The sequence below is a fragment of the Corallococcus exiguus genome (assembly GCF_009909105.1).
Lineage (GTDB): Bacteria > Myxococcota > Myxococcia > Myxococcales > Myxococcaceae > Corallococcus > Corallococcus exiguus.
The window spans coordinates 843,412-865,481 of the sequence record NZ_JAAAPK010000002.1 but is presented as its reverse complement, the minus strand read 5'-3'; the positions used below and the strand labels follow the sequence as shown (position 1 = coordinate 865,481).

General features: G+C 68.8%; 24 protein-coding genes. 9 read left to right on the top strand and 15 right to left on the bottom strand.

Annotation, left to right across the window (positions count from 1 at the left end; genetic code table 11):
• Positions 1-16 precede the first annotated feature (16 nt).
• The 9 genes from GTZ93_RS09970 to GTZ93_RS09930 form a co-directional block, all read right to left on the bottom strand.
• The gene (locus GTZ93_RS09970) at positions 17-682 is read right to left on the bottom strand and encodes a hypothetical protein (protein WP_120576546.1); all 666 of its coding nucleotides are present in this window, start codon (positions 680-682) and stop codon (positions 17-19) included.
• Positions 683-701: 19 nt separating this feature from the next.
• Positions 702-1,829: a glutamine-hydrolyzing carbamoyl-phosphate synthase small subunit gene (carA, locus tag GTZ93_RS09965; protein WP_139916147.1), complete on the bottom strand. Its 1,128-nt coding sequence runs from the start codon at positions 1,827-1,829 to the stop codon at positions 702-704.
• Positions 1,829-3,130: a dihydroorotase gene (locus GTZ93_RS09960; RefSeq protein ID WP_167547954.1), complete on the bottom strand. Its 1,302-nt coding sequence runs from the start codon at positions 3,128-3,130 to the stop codon at positions 1,829-1,831. Before GTZ93_RS09960 ends, carA begins: the two co-directional genes overlap by 1 nt.
• Positions 3,127-4,020 carry an aspartate carbamoyltransferase catalytic subunit gene (locus GTZ93_RS09955; protein ID WP_120576544.1) on the bottom strand — a complete coding sequence of 298 codons (894 nt, stop codon included), beginning with the start codon at positions 4,018-4,020 and terminating at the stop codon, positions 3,127-3,129. Before GTZ93_RS09955 ends, GTZ93_RS09960 begins: the two co-directional genes overlap by 4 nt.
• A 77-nt stretch (positions 4,021-4,097) precedes the next feature.
• Positions 4,098-5,345, bottom strand: a complete 1,248-nt coding sequence (gene lepB / locus GTZ93_RS09950) for a signal peptidase I (protein ID WP_120576543.1) — start codon at positions 5,343-5,345, stop codon at positions 4,098-4,100.
• Between the two features lie 5 nt (positions 5,346-5,350).
• Positions 5,351-7,162 carry a translation elongation factor 4 gene (gene lepA / locus GTZ93_RS09945; protein WP_120576542.1) on the bottom strand — a complete coding sequence of 604 codons (1,812 nt, stop codon included), beginning with the start codon at positions 7,160-7,162 and terminating at the stop codon, positions 5,351-5,353.
• Positions 7,163-7,328: 166 nt separating this feature from the next.
• Positions 7,329-8,273, bottom strand: coding sequence for an NAD-dependent epimerase/dehydratase family protein (locus tag GTZ93_RS09940; protein ID WP_120576541.1), 945 nt, complete (start codon positions 8,271-8,273; stop codon positions 7,329-7,331).
• Between the two features lie 71 nt (positions 8,274-8,344).
• On the bottom strand, positions 8,345-9,304 hold the full coding sequence (locus tag GTZ93_RS09935; RefSeq protein ID WP_121751681.1) for a UDP-glucuronic acid decarboxylase family protein: 960 nt from the start codon (positions 9,302-9,304) through the stop codon (positions 8,345-8,347).
• Positions 9,305-9,328: 24 nt separating this feature from the next.
• Entirely contained in the window at positions 9,329-9,511 is a 183-nt protein-coding gene (locus tag GTZ93_RS09930) for a ribbon-helix-helix domain-containing protein (RefSeq protein WP_120576540.1), read from the bottom strand.
• A gap of 93 nt (positions 9,512-9,604) precedes the next feature.
• Between GTZ93_RS09930 and GTZ93_RS09925 the strand changes: the two genes are divergently transcribed.
• The gene (locus GTZ93_RS09925) at positions 9,605-10,204 is read left to right on the top strand and encodes a hypothetical protein (RefSeq protein ID WP_139916148.1); all 600 of its coding nucleotides are present in this window, start codon (positions 9,605-9,607) and stop codon (positions 10,202-10,204) included.
• A gap of 57 nt (positions 10,205-10,261) precedes the next feature.
• Here GTZ93_RS09925 and GTZ93_RS09920 read toward each other — a convergent pair whose 3' ends face one another.
• From GTZ93_RS09920 to GTZ93_RS09905, 4 genes are all read right to left on the bottom strand, one after another.
• A complete protein-coding gene (locus GTZ93_RS09920) occupies positions 10,262-10,624 on the bottom strand; it encodes a cupin domain-containing protein (RefSeq protein WP_014397344.1) in 363 nt (120 codons plus the stop codon).
• 30 nt (positions 10,625-10,654) lie between these two features.
• Complete coding sequence (locus GTZ93_RS09915) at positions 10,655-11,578, bottom strand: SPOR domain-containing protein (RefSeq protein ID WP_139916149.1); 924 nt, start codon at positions 11,576-11,578, stop codon at positions 10,655-10,657.
• A gap of 186 nt (positions 11,579-11,764) precedes the next feature.
• The gene (mnmA, locus tag GTZ93_RS09910; protein ID WP_120566164.1) at positions 11,765-12,811 is read right to left on the bottom strand and encodes a tRNA 2-thiouridine(34) synthase MnmA; all 1,047 of its coding nucleotides are present in this window, start codon (positions 12,809-12,811) and stop codon (positions 11,765-11,767) included.
• Positions 12,812-12,905: 94 nt separating this feature from the next.
• Entirely contained in the window at positions 12,906-14,171 is a 1,266-nt protein-coding gene (locus GTZ93_RS09905) for a CCA tRNA nucleotidyltransferase (protein ID WP_139916150.1), read from the bottom strand.
• Between the two features lie 219 nt (positions 14,172-14,390).
• On the opposite strand from GTZ93_RS09905, the gene GTZ93_RS09900 reads away from it, so the two are divergent.
• Both GTZ93_RS09900 and GTZ93_RS09895 read left to right on the top strand, forming a co-directional pair.
• The gene (locus GTZ93_RS09900) at positions 14,391-14,780 is read left to right on the top strand and encodes a hypothetical protein (RefSeq protein ID WP_120576536.1); all 390 of its coding nucleotides are present in this window, start codon (positions 14,391-14,393) and stop codon (positions 14,778-14,780) included.
• 71 nt (positions 14,781-14,851) lie between these two features.
• A complete protein-coding gene (locus GTZ93_RS09895; RefSeq protein WP_120576535.1) occupies positions 14,852-15,274 on the top strand; it encodes a DUF4326 domain-containing protein in 423 nt (140 codons plus the stop codon).
• Here the strand turns inward: GTZ93_RS09895 and GTZ93_RS09890 are convergent, their stop codons facing one another.
• Entirely contained in the window at positions 15,275-16,321 is a 1,047-nt protein-coding gene (locus GTZ93_RS09890) for an alpha/beta hydrolase (RefSeq protein ID WP_139916151.1), read from the bottom strand.
• 136 nt (positions 16,322-16,457) lie between these two features.
• Here GTZ93_RS09890 and GTZ93_RS09885 point away from each other — a divergent pair, with 136 nt between their 5' ends.
• From GTZ93_RS09885 to GTZ93_RS09865, 5 genes are all read left to right on the top strand, one after another.
• Positions 16,458-16,898 carry a hypothetical protein gene (locus tag GTZ93_RS09885; RefSeq protein ID WP_139916152.1) on the top strand — a complete coding sequence of 147 codons (441 nt, stop codon included), beginning with the start codon at positions 16,458-16,460 and terminating at the stop codon, positions 16,896-16,898.
• 108 nt (positions 16,899-17,006) lie between these two features.
• Positions 17,007-17,345 carry a hypothetical protein gene (locus GTZ93_RS09880; protein WP_121751687.1) on the top strand — a complete coding sequence of 113 codons (339 nt, stop codon included), beginning with the start codon at positions 17,007-17,009 and terminating at the stop codon, positions 17,343-17,345.
• Positions 17,346-17,382: 37 nt separating this feature from the next.
• Positions 17,383-18,003, top strand: coding sequence for a DUF1877 family protein (locus tag GTZ93_RS09875; protein WP_139916153.1), 621 nt, complete (start codon positions 17,383-17,385; stop codon positions 18,001-18,003).
• Positions 18,004-18,140: 137 nt separating this feature from the next.
• On the top strand, positions 18,141-19,685 hold the full coding sequence (locus GTZ93_RS09870; protein ID WP_139916154.1) for a Kelch repeat-containing protein: 1,545 nt from the start codon (positions 18,141-18,143) through the stop codon (positions 19,683-19,685).
• A 66-nt stretch (positions 19,686-19,751) separates the two neighbouring features.
• Positions 19,752-20,435 (top strand): phosphatase domain-containing protein, encoded by a 684-nt coding sequence (locus tag GTZ93_RS09865; protein ID WP_139916155.1) that lies wholly within the window; start codon positions 19,752-19,754, stop codon positions 20,433-20,435.
• A gap of 46 nt (positions 20,436-20,481) precedes the next feature.
• Here the strand turns inward: GTZ93_RS09865 and GTZ93_RS09860 are convergent, their stop codons facing one another.
• A complete protein-coding gene (locus tag GTZ93_RS09860) occupies positions 20,482-20,778 on the bottom strand; it encodes a hypothetical protein (protein ID WP_139916156.1) in 297 nt (98 codons plus the stop codon).
• Between the two features lie 295 nt (positions 20,779-21,073).
• Here GTZ93_RS09860 and GTZ93_RS09855 point away from each other — a divergent pair, with 295 nt between their 5' ends.
• Positions 21,074-22,063, top strand: a complete 990-nt coding sequence (locus GTZ93_RS09855) for an aldo/keto reductase (RefSeq protein ID WP_139916157.1) — start codon at positions 21,074-21,076, stop codon at positions 22,061-22,063.
• Positions 22,064-22,070: the final 7 nt, after the last annotated feature.

Below are 22,070 nucleotides of genomic sequence, written 5' to 3'. Positions count from 1 at the left end.
CTTCCGGGCAGAAGGCCTACAGGACCTTCTGCTCGAAGTCGTAGATCTTCTCCACCGACAGCTGGCGGTAGCGCTCCACGTTGAGGGCCCGGCGGGCGCACTCCCACACCAGGTCCTTGGCGGGGCGCTCCGGCTCCTTCTTCTTGCGGCGCTTCACCTCGGCCTTGATGGACTTGAGGGCCAGCGCCGGGTGGTAGCAGAAGGCGGAGGAGAACAGCAGGTGGCCGCCGAAGGGCACCAGGCGCGCCTCCAGCACGTCCCCCGTCTCCAGGCCCGCGATGTGGCGGCGCTCCGTCACGTCGAAGTCCTTGCCGGAGAAGAGCTCGCGCAGGCGCACCATGCCCTTGGCCAGCTTGCGCACCTCGAAGAGGCCGTGGACCGTCTCCGTGAAGCTGCGGAAGGCGTTGGCCTCCTCGGGCGGCGCGGACTGCAGGCGCTGCTCGTACAGCTCCGCGGCCGGCGTCTTGCCCGTGAGCGGCGAGACGCGGTCGTAGAGGTAGTAGTCCAGGAACGACGCCATCCGCAGCTCGAAGAGCTTGTCGTCCTCGAAGACTTCTCCGGTGAGACGGAAGTACTCCGCCTTGGCCTCCAGGAGGTCCGGCTTGCGCGCCTCCGAGCTGCCGAAGGCGATGAGCTGGTCCAGGTAGGGCTGGTACGACATCGGGGTCAGCGCGGTGTCCATGGCCGGTGCGTGCCTCTTCCTACGAACCCGCCATCAGCGTCGCGAAGCGGCTGAACAGGTAGCGCGCGTCGTGAGGGCCGGGCGAAGCCTCGGGGTGGTACTGCACGCTGAAGGCCCGCGCGTCCGGAACGGCCAGGCCCTCCACCGTGCCGTCATTCAGGTTGATGTGCGTGACGACGGCCTTGCCCTTGAGGCTGGCGTCGTCCACCGCGAAGCCGTGGTTCTGCGCGGTGATCTCCACCTTGCCCGTCGTGAGGTCCTTCACGGGCTGGTTGCCGCCGCGGTGGCCGAACTTCATCTTGTACGTCCGGCCGCCCAGGGCCAGCGCCATGATCTGGTGCCCCAGGCAGATGCCGAACACCGGCACCTTGCCCAGCAGCGCCGCCACCGTGCGGTCCGCGCCCTTCACCGCGGCCGGGTCGCCCGGGCCGTTGGCCAGGAAGACGCCGTGCGGCTTCTTCGCCAGCACCTGCTCCGCCGTGAAGTGGGAGGGCACCACCGTCACGCGGCAGCCCACGTCCACCAGGTACTGGAGCATGGAGCGCTTGAGGCCGTAGTCGTACGCGACGACGTCGAACTTCAACTCCGGCTCCGGGCGCTTGTCACCGGTGGCCAGGAACACGTCCGGCGACGGCGTGGTGAAGAGGTAGGGCTCCTTGCAGGACACGCCCGTGGCCAGGTCCAGGCCCTCCATGCCCACGGCGGTGCGCGCGCGCTCGGACAGGGCGGCGGCGGTCACGTTCTCCGTGGAGATGATGCCCGTCTGCGCGCCGTGCGTGCGCAGGTGGCGCACCAGCCGGCGGGTGTCCACGCCTTCAATGCCCACGCGGCCGTGGCGCGCGAGGTACGCGTCCAGCGTCTCCTGCGAGCGCCAGTTGGAGGGCGTCCTCGTCAGCGAGCGCACCACCATGCCCACCGCGTGCGGCAGTCCCGCCTCCTCGTCCGCCGCGTTCGCCCCGATGTTGCCCATCTCCGGGTACGCCATGGTGACGATCTGCCCCACGTACGAGGGATCCGTGAGGATCTCCTGGTAGCCGTACATGGACGTGTTGAAGACCACTTCGCCCACCGTCTCGCCGGAAGCGCCAAAGGCGCGTCCCTCGAACGTGGTGCCATCCGCCAGTGCGAGCACCGCCCGCTTCGTCATCACCGCGACTCCTTGAGCTGACCGTCCTCGAACACACACCGGCCGCCCACCCACGTCTGCGTCACGCGACCCTTCAGCGTGCGCCCGTGGAAGGGCGTGTTGCGACTGCGGGAATAGAACCGGTGGGCATCCACCGTCCACTCCTCCGAAGGGGACAAAAGAGTGATGTCCGCCGGGGCACCAGGCGCCAGGTGACCGCCCGGCAGGCCGAATACCCTCGCCGGCCCGTCCGACAGGAGCTCCACCGCCCGGCGCGGGGTGAGCACGCCCTCGTGCACCAGCGCCAGCGTGAGCCCCAGGGCCGTCTCCAGCCCGACGATGCCGTTGATGCCCTTCTCGAACTCCACCAGCTTGTCGGATACGCCGTGCGGCGCGTGGTCCGTGGCGATGGCGTCCACCGTACCGTCCACCAGCGCCTCGCGCAGCGCCTTCACGTCCACGTCACTCCGGAGGGGCGGCGCCATCTTCGCGTGGGTGTCGTAGTCCCCCACCGCCCGGTCATCCAGGGTGAAGTGGTGCGGCGCCACCTCGCAGGTGACGCGCAGGCCGCGCTTCTTCGCCTCGCGGATGAGCCGCACGCTGCCCTCACAGGACACGTGCGCCACGTGCAGCCGCCCCTTCGTCTCCTCCAGGAGCACCAGGTCGCGCGCCACCATGGCCACCTCCGCGGAGGACGGAATCCCGCGCAGGCCCAGCCGCGTGGACGTGGCGCCCTCGTGCATGGCGCCGCCGGCGGACAGGGTGAGGTCCTCCTCGTGCACCATCACCGGCACGTCGAACTGGGTGGCGTACTGGAGCACCCGGCGCATCAGGCCCGCGTTCATCACCGGGCGGCCGTCGTCGGTGAGGGCCACGCAGCCGGCGCCAATCAGCTCGCCTGCTTCCGACAGCTCCTCGCCCTTGAGCCCCTTGGTGATGGCGCCGGCCGGATACACGTGGCACAGGTCCGCGTCCCGAGCGCGCGACAGCACCAGCTCCGTGACGAGCGCGCTGTCGTTCACCACCTTGGTGTTGGGCATGGCCACCACGCCGGTGAAGCCGCCCGCCACCGCCGCGCGGCAGCCGGTGAGGACCGTCTCCTTGCCCTCTTCTCCCGGCTCGCGCAGGTGCACGTGCAGGTCGATGAAGCCCGGCACCAGCCACTTGTCGGTGGCGTCCACCACCCGCGCGTCCTTGGGCGCGGGCAGCGGGCCTTGCGACACCTGGGCCACCCGGCCGTCCGTCACGAGGACGTCACGAACGCCGTCCACGCCATTGCGCGGGTCGATGACGCGCGCCCGCTGGAAGAGCACCGTGGTCATGATGCGCACGCCTCCAGGACGGCCCGGCGCACCGCGACGCCGTTGGCCACCTGCTCCAGGATGACGCTGCGAGGCCCGTCCGCCACCACCGGCGACAACTCCACGCCGCGGTTGATGGGGCCCGGGTGCAGCACGAGGGCTTCCGGCCTCATCCGCTCCGCGCGGGCGGGCGTGATACCGAACAGCCGCGAGTACTCCCGCTGGGACGGAAGGAAGGCCTCCGACATGCGCTCCGTCTGCAGCCTCAGGCACATCACCGCGTCCGCCTGGGGCAGCACGGCGTCCAGCTGATGCGTCACCTCTCCGCCCATCTCCTCCAGCCCTGGCGGCAGGAGGGTGGGCGGTCCGCAGAGCACGACCCGGGCCCCCAGCGCCTTCAGGCACAAGAGGTTGGAGCGCGCCACGCGGCTGTGCAGTACGTCGCCAACAATCAGCACCGTACGCCCGTCCAGGCGGCCCCAGCGCTGGCGCAGGGTGAAGGCGTCCAGCAGGGCCTGGGACGGGTGCTCATGCGCGCCGTCGCCCGCGTTGACCACCGCGCACTTCACGTGGCGGGCCACGAGCCCCGGCGCGCCGGAGGAGCGGTGGCGGATGACGATGACCGCCGGCCCCATGGCTTCGATGTTGCGCGCGGTGTCCAGGAGCGTCTCCCCCTTGGACACGGAGGAGCCCGCGTAGCTCCAGTTGAGGACGTCCGCGCCCAGCTTCCGCGCGGCCACCTCGAAGGAGGAGCGCGTCCGGGTGGAGTCCTCGAAGAAGAGGTTCGCCACGACGCGGCCCCGCAGAACGTGCGAGGCATCCGGTCCGCCGGGCAGGTGCGCCTGGGCGCGGTCGAGCAGTGCTTCCAGCTCGTCCCGCCGCCAGCCTGCGATTCCGAGAAGATGTCTCATGGGCCGGGGCCGCCGCGTACCGCGCGCCGCACGTTGCGTCAAGCACGGCGCGTTGCGGCTGGCCCGTCCAGCGTCCGTCAGCGCACCGGTTCGAAGAAGCGGTCGACCCTCAGGCCCGTGCCGCCGAACAGATTGCCCAGCAGGCCACCCCAACCGAGCGACAGCCAGACGACCATGGCCTTGCCCTTGATGTGGCCGTACGGCACGTAGGCGACCTCGGCGCCGCCCGGGCCGCCCAGGTTGTAGCGGCTGTCCGCGCTGTTGTCCCGGTTGTCGCCCATCACGAAGACGCTGTTGGCGGGCACCGTGTAGGGGCCCTCGTGCTCGCGGCCCGGCAGGCGCATGGGGTGCTGGAGCGACGAGTGCACCACGCCGCCCAGGTTCTCGCGGTAGAGCACCTCTTCCTGGTCGAACCAGCGGCCCGTCAGGTCGTCCTGGTTGTGCACCACGTAGTCCGGCGTCACCAGCGTGCGCGGCTGCGGCTCGCCGTTGATGCGCACCACCCCGTCGACGATCTCCACCGTGTCGCCGGGGATGCCGATGACGCGCTTGATGAAGTCCTTGGACTCGTCCACCGGGTTGTTGAAGACGATGACGTCCCCGCGCATGGGCTCCCGCACGATGCGGAACGGAACGAAGTTCGTGTACGGGATGCGCACCCCGTAGATGAACTTGTTCACGAAGACCTGATCGCCAATCTGCAGCGTGGGCAGCATGGAGCCGGACGGGATGCGGTACGGCTCGATCAGCACCGTGCGGATGATCACCGCGATGAGCAGCGCCTTGCCGAAGCCGCCCAGGAAGTCCCACACGGACTGCTTGCGGTACGCGCCCAGGTGCTCCTGGGTGAGCTTCTCCAGCGCCTGGGTCTCCGTGCGCAGCAGCTCCGCGTTGGCCGCCACGGACGCGGACTCCACGCGCAGGGCCTGCTCGGTGATGCGCTCCGCCACGGCCGGGGACACCTTCGTCCCCAGGCGCGCGAGGATGCGCTCGTCCTCGGAGATGAGCTCGTGCGCCTCGTGGCGCAGCGTGCGCAGCAGCGATTCCTTCCGGGAGGCGTTGCGCCACACCAGCAGGCCCACGAAGGCCAGCACCATCAGCAGGCCGAAGCCCTTGATCAGCGGCTGGGCCCAGGACGCGGTGCCGGGCGCCATCTCAATCAGCGTGACGTAGGGGATGAACGCCAGGCCCACACCGCACAGCGGAGCCCAGAGGCTGGTGAGCAGCTCGCGCCACATCAGCTGGCGGCGAGCCTTGAGCTGCTCCGGAGTGCGGCGCGCGGCCATGGCCGCTCCCAGCTTCATGGAAGGACTGGCCGTGCTCATAGGGCTTACTGCTCCGTCTTGAGGACCGCGAGGAAGGCTTCCTGCGGAATCTCCACCGTGCCCACCTGCTTCATGCGCTTCTTGCCCTCCTTCTGCTTCTCCAGGAGCTTGCGCTTGCGGCTGATGTCGCCGCCGTAGCACTTGGCAAGGACGTTCTTGCGCATGGCGGAGATCGTCTCGCGGGAGATGATCTTCGCGCCGATGGCGGCCTGGATGGCCACCTCGTACATCTGCTTGGGAATCACTTCCTTGAGCTTCTCGCAGACCTCGCGGCCGCGCAGGTACGCGCGCTCGCGGTGCACGATGACGGAGAGCGCATCCACCGGCTCCCCGTTGATGAGGATGTCCAGCTTCGCGAGGTCCGCCTCCGCGTAGGAGGACAGCTCGTAGTCCAGGCTCGCGTAGCCGCGCGACACGCTCTTCAGGCGGTCGAAGAAGTCGAAGACGACTTCCGCCATGGGCATCTCGTACGTCACCTGCACGCGAGTGCCGCTGGAGCCCAGGTACTTCATGTCCTTCTGCACGCCACGCCGGTCCTGGCACAGCTTCAGGATGGCGCCCAGGTGCTCGTTGGGCACGTGGATGTGACAGGTGAGGATGGGCTCCTCGAACTTGGTGATGTTCTGCGTCGGCGGCAGCTTCGCCGGGTTGTCCACCAGGAGCACTTCATCCTTGGTGGTGGTGATGCGGTAGACCACCGACGGGGCCGTCGTGATCAGGTTGAGGTTGTACTCGCGCTCCAGGCGCTCCTGGACGATCTCCATATGGAGCAGGCCCAGGTAGCCGCAGCGGAAGCCGAACCCCAGCGCCGTGGACGACTCCGGCTCGTAGGTGAAGGCGGAGTCATTGAGCGTGAGCTTCGCCAGCGCGTCGCGCAGGTTCTCGTAGTCGGACGAGTCCACCGGGAAGATGCCGGAGAACACCATCGGCTTGACTTCCTTGAAGCCCGGGAAGGGCTGCTCGGTGGGCCGCGCCTCCTCCGTCACGGTGTCGCCGACCTTCGCGTCCTGCAGCTCCTTCACGTTGGCGACGAGGACACCCACCTCGCCCGCCATGAGCTGCGTCACCGGGCGCGAGAACGGGCTGAACACGCCCAGCTCCTGCACCTCGAAGACCTTGTTGTTGCTGAACATCTTGATCTTCTGCTTCAGCTTCAGCGTGCCTTCCAGCACGCGCACCAGCGTCACCACGCCCCGGTAGTTGTCGTACCAGGAGTCGAAGATGAGCGCCTTGAGCGGCGCGGACGGCGAACCCGTGGGCGGCGGCACGCGCTTGACCACCGACTCCAGGATGTCGTGGATGCCGATGCCCTCCTTCGCGGAGGCCGGCACCGCGACGGACGCGTCGATGCCGATGACGTCTTCAATCTCCCCGCGCGTGCGCTCCACGTCCGCGGAGGGCAGGTCGATCTTGTTGATGACCGGGATGATCTCCAGCTCGTGTTCCAACGCCATGTAGACGTTGGCCAGCGTCTGGGCCTCCACGCCCTGCGTCGCGTCCACGACGAGCAGCGCGCCCTCGCACGCGGCGAGGCTGCGGCTCACCTCGTAGGCGAAGTCCACGTGTCCCGGCGTGTCGATGAGGTTGAGGACGTAGTTCTGGCCGTCCTTGGCGGTGTACGTCATCCGCACGGACTGGGCCTTGATGGTGATGCCCCGCTCTCGCTCGATGTCCATGTTGTCGAGGAACTGGGCCTGCGCCTCACGCTTGGTCAGCGTGCCTGTCTTCTCCAGGAGGCGGTCGGCCAGCGTCGACTTTCCATGGTCGATGTGGGCGATGATGCAGAAGTTGCGGATGTGCGCGTTTTCAGCCGGCATGGTCAGGGCGCTCGTCGGTCGCGAAGCGGGCGTAGGTAACACCGAACCGCCTGAAAATCCACGACCGGCGCACACCTGCCCGCCGGGCACTCCACCCGCCTGACGCCCCGCATTCCCCCCGGCATCCAGGCCGGGGGGACTTGAGCGGCGCGACGACGGCCCGGACTCAGCCCCGGACGCGGACGGGACCCGCGGCCTGGTCGCGGAAGAACTGGAGCGTGTGGCGCAGGCCCTCCGCCAGCTGCACGGACGGCTCCCAGCCCAGCACCTTCTTCGCGTGCGCCGCGTCGATGCAGGAGCGCAGCTGCTCGCCCGGCTTGCCCGGCGCGTGCGCGGCCTTCAGCGAGCTGCCGCCGGCCTCCGCGATGAGCTCGTAGAGCCGGTTGATGTCCGTCTCCACGCCGGTGCCGATGTTCGCGGCGCCCACGTAGTCGCTCTGGAAGGCCAGGTAGTTGGCGCGGGCCACGTCCGGACCGAAGACGAAGTCACGCGTCTGCTTGCCCTCGCCGTAGATGGTGCAGCCCTGCCCAGCGATGACGCGCTGGCTGAAGATGGCCACCACGCCGGCCTCGCCGTGCGGGTTCTGCCGGGGGCCGTACACGTTGGCGTACCGCAGGGCGACGTACGGCAGGCCGTACTGCGCGCGGTAGTAGCCCAGGTACAGCTCGCCCGCCGCCTTGGAGACGCCGTACGGCGACACCGGCCGCTGGGGGTGGTCTTCCCGGGCGGGGAAGTAATCCTGCTCGCCGTAGATGGCGCCGCCGGTGGAGCTGAAGATGACCTTCTTCACGCCGGACTGGCGCGCGGCCTCCAGCAGGTTCGTCATGCCGCGGATGTTCACGTCCGCGTCGAAGCCGGGGTCCTCCACGCTGCGGCGCACGTCCATCTGGGCGGCCAGGTGACAGAGCACCTGGGGCTTCTCCGTGCGGATGAGCTCCGCGGCTTCCGGGCTCCGGATGTCGTGCACGGCCAGCCGTACGCGCGGATCCAGGTTCTCCTTCTTGCCGCTCGACAGGTTGTCCAGCGCGATGACCTCGTGGCCATTGCGCAGGAACTCATCGCACACGTGCGAGCCGATGAAGCCCGCGCCGCCCGTTACCAGGACTTTCACGCCGTTCTCCCCAGGCCCGGCCGCCACGAGGGCCGGGCCGACTACCTCGCGTTCACTCGCGCGCGGCCAACCTAAGTCCCAGAGGGGCGAGCGGCAACCTCACGGAAGTAGGCGATGGTGTCCCGCAGACCATCTTCCAACTTCACCTTGGGCTCCCACCCCAGCAGCGTGCGCGCGCGGGTGATGTCCGGCTGACGCTGCTTCGGATCATCCTTGGGCAGCGGGTGGTAGACGATCTGCCTACCCCCACCGGCCGCTTCGCGCACGGCCTCCGCGAACTGCTTGATGGTCATCTCGCGCGGGTTGCCGATGTTCACCGGGCCCCGGACGTCCGACAGCGCGAGCCGCACCAGGCCGTCCACCAGGTCCTTCACGTAGCAGAACGAGCGCGTCTGGCTGCCGTCCCCGAAGACGCTGAAGTCCTCGCCCTTGAGCGCCTGGCCCACGAAGGCGGGCACCACGCGGCCGTCGTTGAGGCGCATGCGCGGGCCGTACGTGTTGAAGATGCGCACGATGCGGACGTTCACGCCGCGGCTGCGCTCGTACGCGGCGCTGATGGCCTCCGAGTAGCGCTTGGCCTCGTCGTACACCGAGCGCGGGCCAATGGGATTCACGTTGCCCCAGTAATCCTCCTTCTGGGGGTGCACCAGCGGGTCGCCGTACACTTCCGACGTGGAGGCCATGAGGAACACGGCCTTCTTCTTCTCCGCCAGCTTCAGCGCGTTCTCCGTGCCGATGGAGCCCACGCGCAGCGTTTCGATGGGGAGGTTCGCGTAGTCGATGGGCGAAGCGGGCGAGGCCAGGTTGAGGACGAAGTCGACCGGCCCGTCCACCTCCAGGCCCTCGGTGATGTCCTGGTTCACGAACTGGAAGCCCGCGCGCGGCTTGAGCGTGCGGACGTTCGCCTCATTGCCCGTGATGAGGTTGTCCACCGCGAGGACGGACTCCGCGCCGTCGTCCAGCAGCCGCTCACACAGATGCGAGCCCACGAATCCGGCCCCACCCAACACCACCGCCCGCTTGCCACGCATGCTCGTCACGTCACGCCTCGTTCGTCAGGAGAGTTCGTCGAAGGTTGCCTGGCCCGGCAGCTGCGCTTTGTACTTCTCCAGCACCAGGTCGATGCCCTGCCGGATGTATTCGGCCACGGGCACCTTCGACTTCTGGTTCAGCGCCTTGAGCAGTTCGTTCTGCTCCGGAGTGATGTAGATGGTGGTGCTGACTTTCTTTCGGGCCATGGCGATACGTGAAAATATATGGAATGACGTGGCCTGCGAAAGCACGGAAGTGAAGCGGCGCGAACATGGCGCCCCACCTGCTCGGGAGGCATCTTGGCTTCTAGCAACCGTTTGATTTTCCTGGGCTTCCTGGCTGTAGGTGCGCTCGCGGGCTGCGCCTCCCAGAAGGCCGCGGAGACTCCTGACGCAGTGCGCAAGCGCCCGGAGGCGGAGGGCGTCCGGGGGAAACAGGACCCGGGGGAGACCGTCACGGAGCTGGACGCCAACGGCGACGGCCGCACGGACGTCTGGGAGTACCGGCTCAAGGACGTGCTGGTGCGCAAGGAGCTGGACCTGAACTGGGACGGCCGCGTGGACGTCACCCAGTACCTGGATCCGCAGGGCGCGAAGGTCCGTGAGGTGATGGACCTGGACTACGACGGCAAGGTGGACGCCACGTACCACTACGCCGAGGGCAAGCGCACGAAGGGCGAGCGCGACCTGGACGGCGACGGCCGGCCGGACTCGTGGCTGTACTACGAGAACGACACGCTCGTGCGGAAGGAGCGAGACGCGAACCACGACGGCCGGGTGGACTACTGGGAGTACTGGGAGAACGGCCAGGTGGATCGCATTGGCGAGGACCTGGACGGCGACGGCACCGTGGACCAGTGGACCCGCAATCCGAACGCGGCGGCGAAGTCCAAGGAGTGACGTCGGAGGCCCGGCCGGCGCACCGTGAAGGCGCGCCAGCGGGCTTCACAGCGGGGACTACGGGGCGCTGGTGCCCGTGCGCCCGTAGGAGTCCTCCAGGCGCACCACGTCATTCAACTCGGGGGTGCTGACCTCGAGGATGTCGCAGTCGGTGATGGCGACCATGCGGTGCTTGGTCAGCGGCTTGATGTGGTAGCTCTCACCGGGGTTCATCTCCTTCTCGATGAGGCCCTGGCCCTCGTCCACGACGAAGAGGAGCTTGCCGCTCTGGACGTGGATGGTCTCGTCCTTCACGTTATGGAACTGGAGGCTCAGCTTGTGGCCGGCCTTCACGTGCAGGAGCTTGCCCACGTAGCGCTCCGTGTGGGCCCAGATGAGCTCGTGGCCCCAGGGCTTCTCCACCCGCTTCGTCGTCGTCATGTTGCTTCGTCTCTTCCTTGCCCAGCAGCGCTAGTTCGTGCCGGCCACGTACGCGTCGAGCTGGGTCTCGCGCTTGAAGTCCGTCAGGTACCGGCCCGCGGCTTCCTTGCTGGCGAAGCTGCCCATCCGGACGCGGTACCAGGTGCCCTTTCCAGGCACCTCCGCCGTCAGGATATAGGGGGCATAGCCCTTGTCGCGCAACCGCGCGGCGAAACGGTCGGCGTCCTGGCGGCTCTGGAAGGCGGAGAGCTGGAGCGTGAACGCCCCACCCTTCACGGCCTCCGACGGACGCGGCGGCTCCGCGGGGAGCGCCTGGGCCCGGGCGATGGCCTCCTTCATGCCTCCGTCACGCGCGGCGGTGCGGGTGGCGACCGGCGTCTCCTCCACCTTTCCCTTCACCGGCTCCACCACCTTGGGCTCTGGCTTCGGCTCCGGCTTCGCGGCGGCGACCTTGGCGGGCTCCTCGACCTTCGGCTCCGGCTTCGCGAGCGGCTTGCCGTTGGCGATGGCGTCCTCCTCGGCGGCGTCCATCGCGGGCAGCTCGCCCGTGTCGGGGTCCGGCGTGGGGGCCAGGGCGGCGGGCTTCGCCGCGGGCTTGGGCTCCGGCTTCACTTCGGGCTTCGCGGCGGCGGCGACCTTGGGGGCCTCCGGCTTCGCGGCGGGCTTGGGCATCGGAGGCAGGGGCTCGGAGCCCGTCTTGCGGGTGAGCTCGTCCGGGAAGGTGAGCGGCGGATCCTGGCGCGCGTCGTTGAGGACCTGCGCGTTGGCGTCCAGCGCGGAGAGCAGGTCCGGGGCCTCGGCCGTCTGCGCGTCGCCGGAGAGCTTCTTGCCCACCACCACGCCCAGCACGAACACGGCGCCCATCACGACGATGCCGGCGATCAACAGGCTGACGATCTGCCGGTTGTCCAGCGAGACGTCGAACTTCTCCTTCATCCGATGGGCGTCACGCATGGCGGGGCAGACCTCGATCGCGCGCTCACGGCCCGTGTAACGGCCTGTAGCGACAGCGTGCGCGCAAGCTACGCCCCACCCCCAGGCGGGTCAAATTCGCGGAGGCAGTGGAACACGCGGCGCGCGCGAGGCCGGAAGTCCGGCCCCGGCTGCATCAGTGGATGACGGAGGACGCGTCAGGTCGGCTCAGACGATCCACCCGCCGCCGAGCACGCGATCCCGGTCGTAGACCACCGCGGCCTGCCCCGGCGTGACGGCGCGCGCGGGCTCGTCGAGCTTCACGGACACCAGCCCGTGCTGCGAGATGTGGATCCGTCCCGGTGCGCCCGCGTGGCGGTGGCGGATCCGGACCTCCACGGCCTGTTCGGGCGGAGGCGGACCGTCCACCCAGTGCGGCTGGAGCAGGCCGAACTGCGCGCGGCCGGTGCCCTCCGCGGGGCCCACGACGACGCGGTTCGTCTCCGGCTCCAGGCGCTGCACGTAGCGCACTTCGCCGCCACCCAGGTTGAGGCCCTTGCGCTGCCCCACCGTGAAGCGGTGGATGCCGTTGTGCGTGCCCAGCACCTTGCCCTCCGGATCCACGACCTCACCGGACGGCTGGGGACCGGCGACCTTCTCCACGAACCCGGCGTAGTCGCCGTCCGGCACGAAGCAGATCTCCATGCTCTCCGGCTTGTGGGTGGTGGGCAGGTTGTGGCGCTCGGCGACGGCGCGCACCTCCGGCTTGGTGAGGTGGCCCACGGGGAAGAGGACGTCCTTCAGCTCCTCCTGGCCCAGGGTGAAGAGGAAGTAGCTCTGGTCCTTGGCGGCGTCCACGGCGCGGCGCAGGTGGAAGCGGCCGTCCACCTCCTCCACCTGGGCGTAGTGGCCCGTGGCGAGCCGGGCGCCCAGGGCGCGCGCGCGCTTGAGGAGGAAGTTGAACTTCACGTCGCGGTTGCAGCTCACGCACGGGATGGGCGTCTTGCCGCCCAGGTACGACTGGACGAACGGGTTGACGACCCGGTCCTGGAAGATCTCCTCGGCGTTGGCCACGTAGAACGGGATGCCCAGTGTCTGGGCCACCGCGCGGGCATCGTCGATGTCGTCCGGACTGCAGCAGCTGCCACACTTCGCAGCGCCCTCGTAGGACCAGACGCGCAGGGTGATGCCGATGACCTCGTGGCCCTGCTCCTTGAGCAGGGCGGCGGCGGCCGAGGAATCCACTCCGCCACTCATCGCAACGACGACTCGCATGGGGCTCCTTCCTACACGCCCCCAGGCCGCGACGCACGGCCGGAGGCGCTCCGGGCTCCCTCCCCTGCCCTCCGGCCGGGAAGAGGCCCCCGTGTCATGAACCGCGCGCCGCCCAGGCCGTGAGCAGGGAGCGGAGCGCGTCCGCGGTGTTCAGCGACGGGTCATCGAGCACGGATTCGACAAGGTACCGGGTCGCCTCGCCCACCTTCGGCGAGGGGCCGATGCCCAGCGTCTTCATGATGTCGCCCCCGGTGAGCGCCAGCTCCTTCGCGGACAAGGGGGGCTTCGCGGCGGCCAGCGCCTCCAGCCTTCCGGCCAACGCCTCCATCGCGGGCAGGCGCTCCGGGGCCCGGACCTGGACGCGGGCCTTCGCCACGGAGAGGAGCGCGGGCAGGTTCACCAGGCCCACGCGGGCGAGCAGCCGGCGCAGCGCGGGGTCCGCGTCGTCCACGCGCGTCTCCAGCTTCGCGTGCTCGACGAGCATGCCGATGAGGTCCGCGGACTTGTTGGGGAACTTCAAACGCAGACACCGCTCACGGGCCTGCGTCGCGGTGTCGATGTCCGCGAGCAGCGTGGCCACGCGCAGGTCCGCGTCCAGCGGCGCGGCCTGCACGGCGGCGCGGGCGAGCCGGGCGGCCTCCTCGTCCGCGTGGGCCACCTCCGGAAGGAAGACCTCCATCAGCCCCGTGGCCGCCAGCAGGTGCAGCCCCATCTCCGCGCGGGGGGACAGGAGCAGCTTGAGCAGCTCCTCGCGCACGCGCTCCAGCGCGACCTTGCGGAACACGGCCAGGGTCGCGGGGATGGCGTCGCGGGTGTCGGGGTCCAGCGTGAAGCCCAGCACGGCGGCGAAGCGCACGGCGCGCAGGGGGCGCAGTCCGTCCTCGGAGAAGCGCTCCTGCGCGGAGCCCACGCAACGGATCAACTTCGCGGGCAGGTCCACCTGGCCGCCGAACGGATCCACCAGCTCGCGGTCCAGCGGGTTGTACGCCATGGCGTTGATGGTGAAGTCGCGCCGCGACAGGTCCTTCACGATGTCCCGCTCGAAGGACACGGAGCTGGGGCGCCGGCCATCCAGATAGTCCCCTTCCGAACGGAACGTCGTCACCTCCACGTGGTTGCCGCCGGTGACGACGGTGACGGTGCCGTGCTGGATGCCGGTGGGGATGACCTTGCGGAAGGCGCGCTGGACCTCTTCCGGCAGCGCGCTGGTGGCGACGTCGAAGTCCTTCGGGTGGACCTTGCGGACCATGTCCCGCACGCAGCCGCCCACCAGGTACGTGGGGTGGCCCAGCTCGCGCAGGCGGGTGATGACTTCGAGCACGGGCTTCGGAATGTCGGCGTCGTGGAGGTTGGCGATCATGTCCGCGAGGGTGGGAGGAGACGGGCGCGTACGTTGCCGTCTTCCGGCGGGCCTTGCCACTGCGATGGCCCTCGCGAAGGCCGGCATACGACAAATGACGTATACGTGGGCAAATGAAAGTCTTCAGGAAACTCCAGCCCACATGCCCAGACAATCATTTCAACGCATCACCTACCGCGGGCAGGGGCCAACGGGCCGCCGCCCCCAGCGAGGCAAACCATGTTCAAGGTCACCAGCAACCACACGTTCAAGAACCCCTCCCGCCTGCAGATTGATCAGACGACGCAGGGCAAGACGAGCGACTACAGCCACGCGGTCAGCGGCGTGAACCAGATCCTCGACAAGGGCAATTTCGGCATCTCCGACCGCTCCAAGAACAGCGTCATCGACAACGTCAAGAAGGTGGAGACGGGCGCGCGCAGCGAGGTCAACGCGCACCAGCGCGAGGCGCTGAACTTCGGCCGCGACGCCTTCGTGAGCTTCAGCAAGGGCCAGTTCAAGCAGGGCGCGGTGGAGGCGCTCGGCTCCGGGCTCAACGCCGCGGCCTCGGGGTTCAAGTCCACGTACACGCCGACGCCGCACGAGAAGCAGGGCATCGACCCCTGGTGACCCCTGCCTGCTGACGGGCCGGGCATCACGCACGGCGTCTGGCGGGGGCATCTGTTAACGATGCACCCGCCATGTCCGAATCCCGAACCACCGCGGTGCACGTCCACGACGCCTGTGAGGTGTACGTAGGCCGTGCCTTCCGCGCCTGGGCGAAGCCCGGGCCGCTCAACCCCGTGCCGGGCCGCTTCGGCAATCCATTCAAGCCCGGCGGTGTGAAGACCTGGAAGGCGATGATCCGCACGTACTTCGAACCGTGGCTGGCGAAGCTGCCCGCGGACGAAGCCGAGCGGATCCGCGACGAGGCCCAGCGGCGCATGGCGCCCGGCCCGGACGCGTTCGAGTCCTTCCGCTGGTACCTGGAGCTGCGCACGAAGCACGACCCGGACTTCCTGCGCGACGTGCGGACGCTGCGCGGCAAGCGGCTGGGCTGCTGGTGCAAGCCGGGCCCGTGCCACGCGGACGTGTTGGCCGCGTGGCTGGACTCAGGGGATTGATCAGTGACGCGCGCTCTCCCGCTCGCGAACCTGCGCGGGCTGGGACGTGAGCGTCGCTTCCACCTGCCTCCGCGTGCCCAGGGCTTCCGACAGCGTCACGCAGGCCTGGGCGATGGCGTTGCGCGCGGCGAGTGAGTCCGCCAGCGGATCCAGCATCACGAAGTCGTGGATCATCCCATCGTACTGGAGGGCCAGCGCGGGGACGCCCGCGTCCACGAGCCTGCGCGCGTAGGCCTGGCCTTCGTCGCGGAGCACGTCGCACTCGCCATTGAGGAGCAGCGCCGGGGGCAGGCCTTGCAGCTGCGCGTCGGTCGCGCGCAGGGGGCTGGCGGTGGGCTCCGTGCGGGCGGTGGAGTCCGGAGCGTAGTTGTCCCAGAACCACTGCATGCCGCTGCGGGTGAGGAAGTAGCCGTCCGCGTAGCGCGCGTAGGACCCCGTGTCGAAGCGGGCATCCGTGACGGGATAGAACAGCACCTGCTGCAGGATGCGCGGACCGCCGCGTTCCTTCGCCACCAGCGTGAGCGCCGCCGCCAGGGTCCCGCCAGCGCTGTCTCCCACCACGGCGATCCGCTGTCCATCCAGGTCCGCTTCGCCGCCGTTCTTCGCGACCCATTGCAGCGCGGCGTAGGCCTGTTCGATCTGCGTGGGGTACTGCCCTTCCGGAGCAGGCGTGTAGTTGACGAACACGACCGCGCACCGCGCGCCCACGGCCAGCTCACGGATCAACCGGTCGTGCGTGTCCTTGTCGCCCAGCACCCAGCCACCGCCGTGGAGGTAGAGCACCACCGGGAGCGTCTCCGACGCGTCCGCGGGCCGCACGATGCGGACGGAGACCTGGCCGTCAGGGCCCACCGGCAGGGAGCGGTCCTCGATGCGGGCCGGCTTCCGCGCGCTCTTTCCCGCCTGCACGCTCCGGAGCACGGCGCGCGCCTCCGCGGGAGGCAGGGTTTCGAGCGCGGGCCCGCCCGCCTTCTTCAGCTGCTCCAGGAAGGCACGGGCGTGGGGATCCAATCCGGAGTCGGAAGGCTGCTTCGTGTCGGTGGGCATGGCGTCTCTCCTCCTGGGCCGAGAATGGCCACGCACGACAGGAGTGGGAGACGCAGGCACACGGTGGGCTTGTCCGATGCGCCGCATCTGCTATTTACAATTATGCAGGTATTTCTAGTTTTTCACGGAGAGTGTCATGAGTGAGTCCCGTGTGCTTCGCAGGCCGCGCTTCCGCACTGCCCTGGCGCTGTTGCTGGCCCTCCCCCTGGCGTCCGCATGCAACCCGGAGCCTGGAGCCGACGCTCCGGTCCAGGCCACGTCGAACCTGGCGTCCGTCATCACCAACACGTCCTTCGAGACGAACACCAGCGGTTGGTCTGGCTGGCAGGGAACGCTGACGCGGGAGGCGCGCACCGGAGCGCCGGATGGGCAGTACGTCGGGCGCGTCACGGTCAGCGGGGCGGCGACGATGTACTCGTTGGACGGCGCGCAGAGCGGCATCCCGAACGCGCCGCAAGGGCAACTGGGTCATCCAGACGGAGACCGACCTGAGCGGCACGCCGCCGAGCAACAGCGCCGTCGGCAACGTGCAGATCGACTGGGTCGCGGTCTGGGTGCCGAAGTAGCACGGGCCTGATGCCGCCGGGCATTCCTCTCATGGGGGATGCCCGGGCGCTTCGCGCAATGGGATGGAGCCGCGCGGGCCTGATCCACGGGCCCATCATCCCCAGACCGCGGAGCCACCATGGCAGTGCATTACGATCCCAGCATCATCACGAAACATGCCCAGGCGCTGTACGACCGGGCCGCCGGCATCATCTTCGCGTGGGGCTTCATGGCCTTCATCGTGGGTGTGGTGGTGACGAAGGCGATGAACGCGCAAGGCCTCTTCGTCCTGATCGGCGGTCTGGTTGCGGCGTTGATCGGCGTCATGTTCGGCCGGGGCCGGGCCTTCGCGCTCCAGCTTCAAGCGCAGGTGGCGTTGTGTCAGGTCGCCACGGAAGCCAATACGCGGAGGGCCGCGGAGGCAGCGCTCGCAGCGGTGCCTCCTGTCACCCCCGAACAGGTGAACCGCGCGAGCTAGCTGCTGCGTTGGCGTCGGAGCTGCTAGGACGGGGCCCATGGGACTCGATGCGAGCTACCAGGCCCTTCCCAGCGGTTCCCCGCTTCTGGAACTGGCGCGGCAAAACATCGGCGTGGGCGAATGGCTGTGCTCCGTCACCCGGTTGCTCCAGGATCCCCGAGAGGAGCGGCTGGCACCGGGCGGCCCGGATCCCGGCGAACTCCAGCTCCTGGGGGCCGTGAAAGAGCTGTTGCGCACCCGCCCGGACCTGGTGATTCAACACGTGGAGCTCGACCGGAGGTGGGATCATCTGCACTTCGTCCTCTCCGACCGCCGCCGGAACGAGCCGGGAGCCGAGGACGACTCCCTGGCCGGAATCGCAATCCATGGCGAGGCGAAGATCGCCCCGCACGTGGTGGCGGGTCAGGGCGTGCCCCTTCGCTACACGCGGCCGGAGACGGTGGAGCGGATCGCCCGGATGCTGGAGGCCGTGCGGTTCGACACCCTTCGTTTGCACTTCACCTACGAAAGCATGAGCGAAGCGAGCGTCTACAAATGCCCGCACGAGGAGTCCATCGACGCGGCCTGGCAGTGGCTCACCGAGCACTTCGACCGCTTCCGCGCCTTCTACGTCACGGCCGCGAAACACCGGGACGGCGTCCTCGTCTGCGTGGACTGACTCCAGCTCAGAACCGGCCTTTCCCGTCTCCTGAGACAAGTCCGGGTGTCTTGAGACACCCGATTTGTGTTCATGTTTCATGAAAGGAATCCAGACACCGCGTGCCATGGTCGCGGGCCCATTTCCCGGGAGCCCACATGCGCACCTCGTCTTGGATGTCCTTGGCCGTCGTCCCCCTGCTGTTGTGTCTCGCGTGCAGTCCCGAGAGTGAGCTACCCGGGGACGACGTCGTGTCCTCCCAGTCGTCCGCGCTCGTCGTGTCCGGTGGTTCGATGCTGTCCGCGCGCTACCAGCACACCGCCACGCTGCTCGCCAACGGCAAGGTGCTGGTCGCGGGCGGTGGGACGCCTTCTGGCTCGTACTCCTCCACGGAGCTGTATGACCCGGCGACGGCCACTTCCGTCAGCGGTCCGTCGATGCTCACCGCACGCCGCGCTCACACCGCCACGCTGTTGCAGGACGGCACCGTGCTGGTCGTGGGCGGCATCAACTCGAGCGTGCTCTCGTCCGCCGAGCGCTACGACCCCGCGACGAACACCTGGAGCGCCGCCGCTCCCCTGCCCCGCATCAGCTACGGCCACACCGCCACGCTGCTCGCGGACGGTCGCGTGCTCGTGGCGGGCGGAGTGAGCATCGTCACCTCGACCTATGTCTACACGCCGTCCACGAACACCTGGGCGGCCACGGGCTCGCTCAACGCCGGGATGATGAGCCAGGCCGCGGTGCGGCTCGCGGACGGCCGCGTGCTCGTGGCGGGTGGAAGCAATGGCACGACGTCCTCCAGCAACCACGCGGAGATCTGGAGCCCCACCACGGGGACGTGGACCACCGTCGCGTCGATGAACACGGGCCGCAATGGCCACACCCTGCAGCTGCTCTCCAGCGGCAAGGTGCTGCTGACGGGCTATGCCACCGCGGCGGAGCTGTATGACCCGGCCGCCAACACCTGGACGAACACCGGCGCCACGGCCGTCCAGCACTTCTCCGCGCCGTCGGTGACGCGGCCAGATGGCACCATCCTGATGGCCGGTGGCTCCTACAACACGATGCAGGTGGAGCTGTTCTCCCCCACGACCAGCACCTGGAGCACGGTGGGAACGCTGACGCAGTCCCGCGTGGACCACCCCACGGTCGCGCTGCCGAACGGCCGCGTCCTGTTCCTCGGAGGGACGACCTACAACGCCCAGGGCAACATGCAGGCGGTGGCGAGCATCGAGGTCTTCGACGCCTCCGCCACCTGCACCCCGACGACGTGCGCGGCCCAGGGCAAGAATTGCGGAACCATCTCCGACGGCTGTGGTGGCACCCTCACCTGCGGCACCTGTGGCGCCGGACAGGCCTGCTCCAGCAACAACGTCTGTACCGCCGCCTGCACCCCGACGACGTGCGCGGCTCAGGGCAAGACCTGCGGAACCATCTCCGACGGCTGTGGTGGCACCCTCGCCTGCGGTACCTGCGGCGCCGGACAGGCCTGCTCCAGCAGCAACGTCTGTACCGCCGCGGCATGCACCCACAACGTCTGTACGACGGGCTCGTCGCTGAACAAGGACTGCAACTCCTGCACGTTTTCGGTGTGCAACCGCGACCCGTACTGCTGCACCACGGCCTGGGACAGCATCTGCGTCAGCGAGGCCTCCTCCTGGTGTGCCATCGCGCAGCCGGGCTGTGTCGTGAGTCAGTAGCCGTCACCTCCGGGTCGGCCTCCGCCGCATGGAGGCCACCCGGGTTTCCGCTACGCTGCGCCGCGCATGAAGTACACGTTCGTATTCACCACTGCGGCGGCACTCCTCACCTTCCTGGCGCAGCGGCTCCAGGGCTTCGGCTGGCTGCTGATGTGGCCCGCACTGAGCTTCGCGGTCGTGGCGCTCGCCTACGCCGGACCAGGCGCGAGGGCCTTCGGGAAGCAGCCGGATGGACGCATGCGGCCGTGGGCCGTGTTCGCACTCCTGCCCTACCTGCTGCTCACGTGGGGCACCTGGCATCTGGCGCGGCGCTCCTCGCGGGAGCGTGCCTTTGACGAAGTGGTGCCTGGGGTCCTGGTGGGACGCCGATTGCTCGCCGGCGAGCTGCCCTCGGGTGTCACGGCCGTGCTGGACCTGACCTCCGAGTTCATCGAACCGGAAGCCATCCGCGCCGCTGGCCGGTACGTGTCCCTGCCCATCCTGGACGCATCGACGTTGCCCGTGGAGCACGTGGTCCCGATCCTTCGCGAGCTGGCCGCCCTGCCCGGTTCGGTCTACGTCCATTGCGCGCAGGGACATGGGCGCACCGGGATGATCGCCGCCGCGCTCCTCGTGGCGCGGGGGGATGCTCCGGATGCGAAGGCGGCACTCGCTCGGGTACGTCAGGCTCGGCCCGGGGTGCGGCTCTCCGCCTTGCAGGAACGTGCGCTCGACGCGTTGTCCGCGGCGCTCCGCTCCAGAAGCGCCTGAACCGCGAGGCCTGGACAGGGCAGGCCCCGCGGATGCTCAGGACTGCTCAGCTCTCCGCGGACGGAGTCTGCTCCACGCCCGGATGGGCGGAGTCGCAGACCGGCGCGGCGTCCTCGGACCGCTGGCTCTGCTCCGAGGAGACGGACGCGGTCTCCTCGGAAGGCGCGGGCGCGAAGCACCAGCCCGACTCCTCACAACTGGTGCGGTAGGTCCCCTCGTAACAGGGTCCGGCGCAGTGGACCAGGCAGACCTCATCGCACTGCGGCGGATAGGCAAACGCGGCGGCGGGGGCCACGGCGAGGACGGCGGACACGGCCATCAGGGACTTCCTCAGCGCGTTCATCAGCACTCCTGGTGTGAGGGGAATGTGCCCGCGCGAAAGGCAGGCACGCCCGTCAGCAGACGCCACGGCCGCCACCCATAACAGACATCCACGCCCACGACCGTCGGCAACCAAACGCTTACACCCACCAGCGGTGCATGTCTGACGCGAGTCAATCGTGGCAATCCACGATGCCCATGCCCACCCTTCACTTTCAACGTGGGTTTAACAGGCCGTTGCCTCCAGTGCGTCTAGTCCCATCCGGGTCCGGGCCGTATCTCCTTCGTGCGACGAACTTCACGACGGAGAGAACACGATGCAGAAGCGCAGACTCGGAAACAGCAACCTGGAGGTCTCGGCCATCGGGCTCGGCTGCATGGGCATGAGCCATGGCTACGGCCCGCCCGCGGACAAGACAGAGATGATTGCCCTCATCCGGTCGGCCGTGGACCAGGGCGTCACCTTCTTCGACACCGCCGAGGTCTACGGCCCCTGGACGAACGAGGCGCTTGTCGGTGAGGCCCTCGCCCCGGTTCGCGCTCAGGTGGTCATCGCCACGAAGTTCGGCTTCAAGCTGAGCAGCGACGGCAAGCAGGAGGGCCTGGACAGCCGGCCCGAGCACATCAAGCAGGTCGCCGAGGCCTCACTCAAGCGGCTCAAGACCGACGTCATCGACCTGGTCTACCAGCACCGCGTGGACCCGGACGTGCCCATCGAGGACGTCGCGGGCGCCGTGAAGGAACTCATCCAGGCAGGCAAGGTCCGGCACTTCGGCCTGTCCGAAGCGGGCGCGAAGACGATCCGCCGCGCGCACGCGGTCCAGCCCGTGACAGCCCTCCAGAGCGAATACTCCCTGTGGTGGCGTGAACCGGAGAAGGAGATCCTCCCGACCCTCGAAGAGCTGGGCATCGGGTTCGTTCCGTTCAGCCCGCTGGGCAAGGGCTTCCTGACGGGCAAGCTGCCCGACACCTCCCAGCTCGACAAGAACGACTTCCGCAACATCCTTCCGCGCTTCACGCCCGAAGCGCGCGGTGCGAACCAGGTCTTCGTCGATCTGTTGGGCAGCGTCGCGGCCCGGAAGAAGGTGACGCCGGCGCAGCTCGCGCTCGCCTGGGTCCTGGCGCGCAAACCGTGGATGGTCCCCATCCCGGGAACCACGAAGCCGCACCGGCTGGAGGAGAACCTGGGCGCGGCCCGGGTGGAGCTGACGACGGACGAGGTCCGCGAGCTCACGGATGCCGCCGCGAAGCTCACGGCGCAGGGAGCCCGCTATCCCGAGGCCCTGGAGAAGCTGACCGGCCGCTGATTCGCTT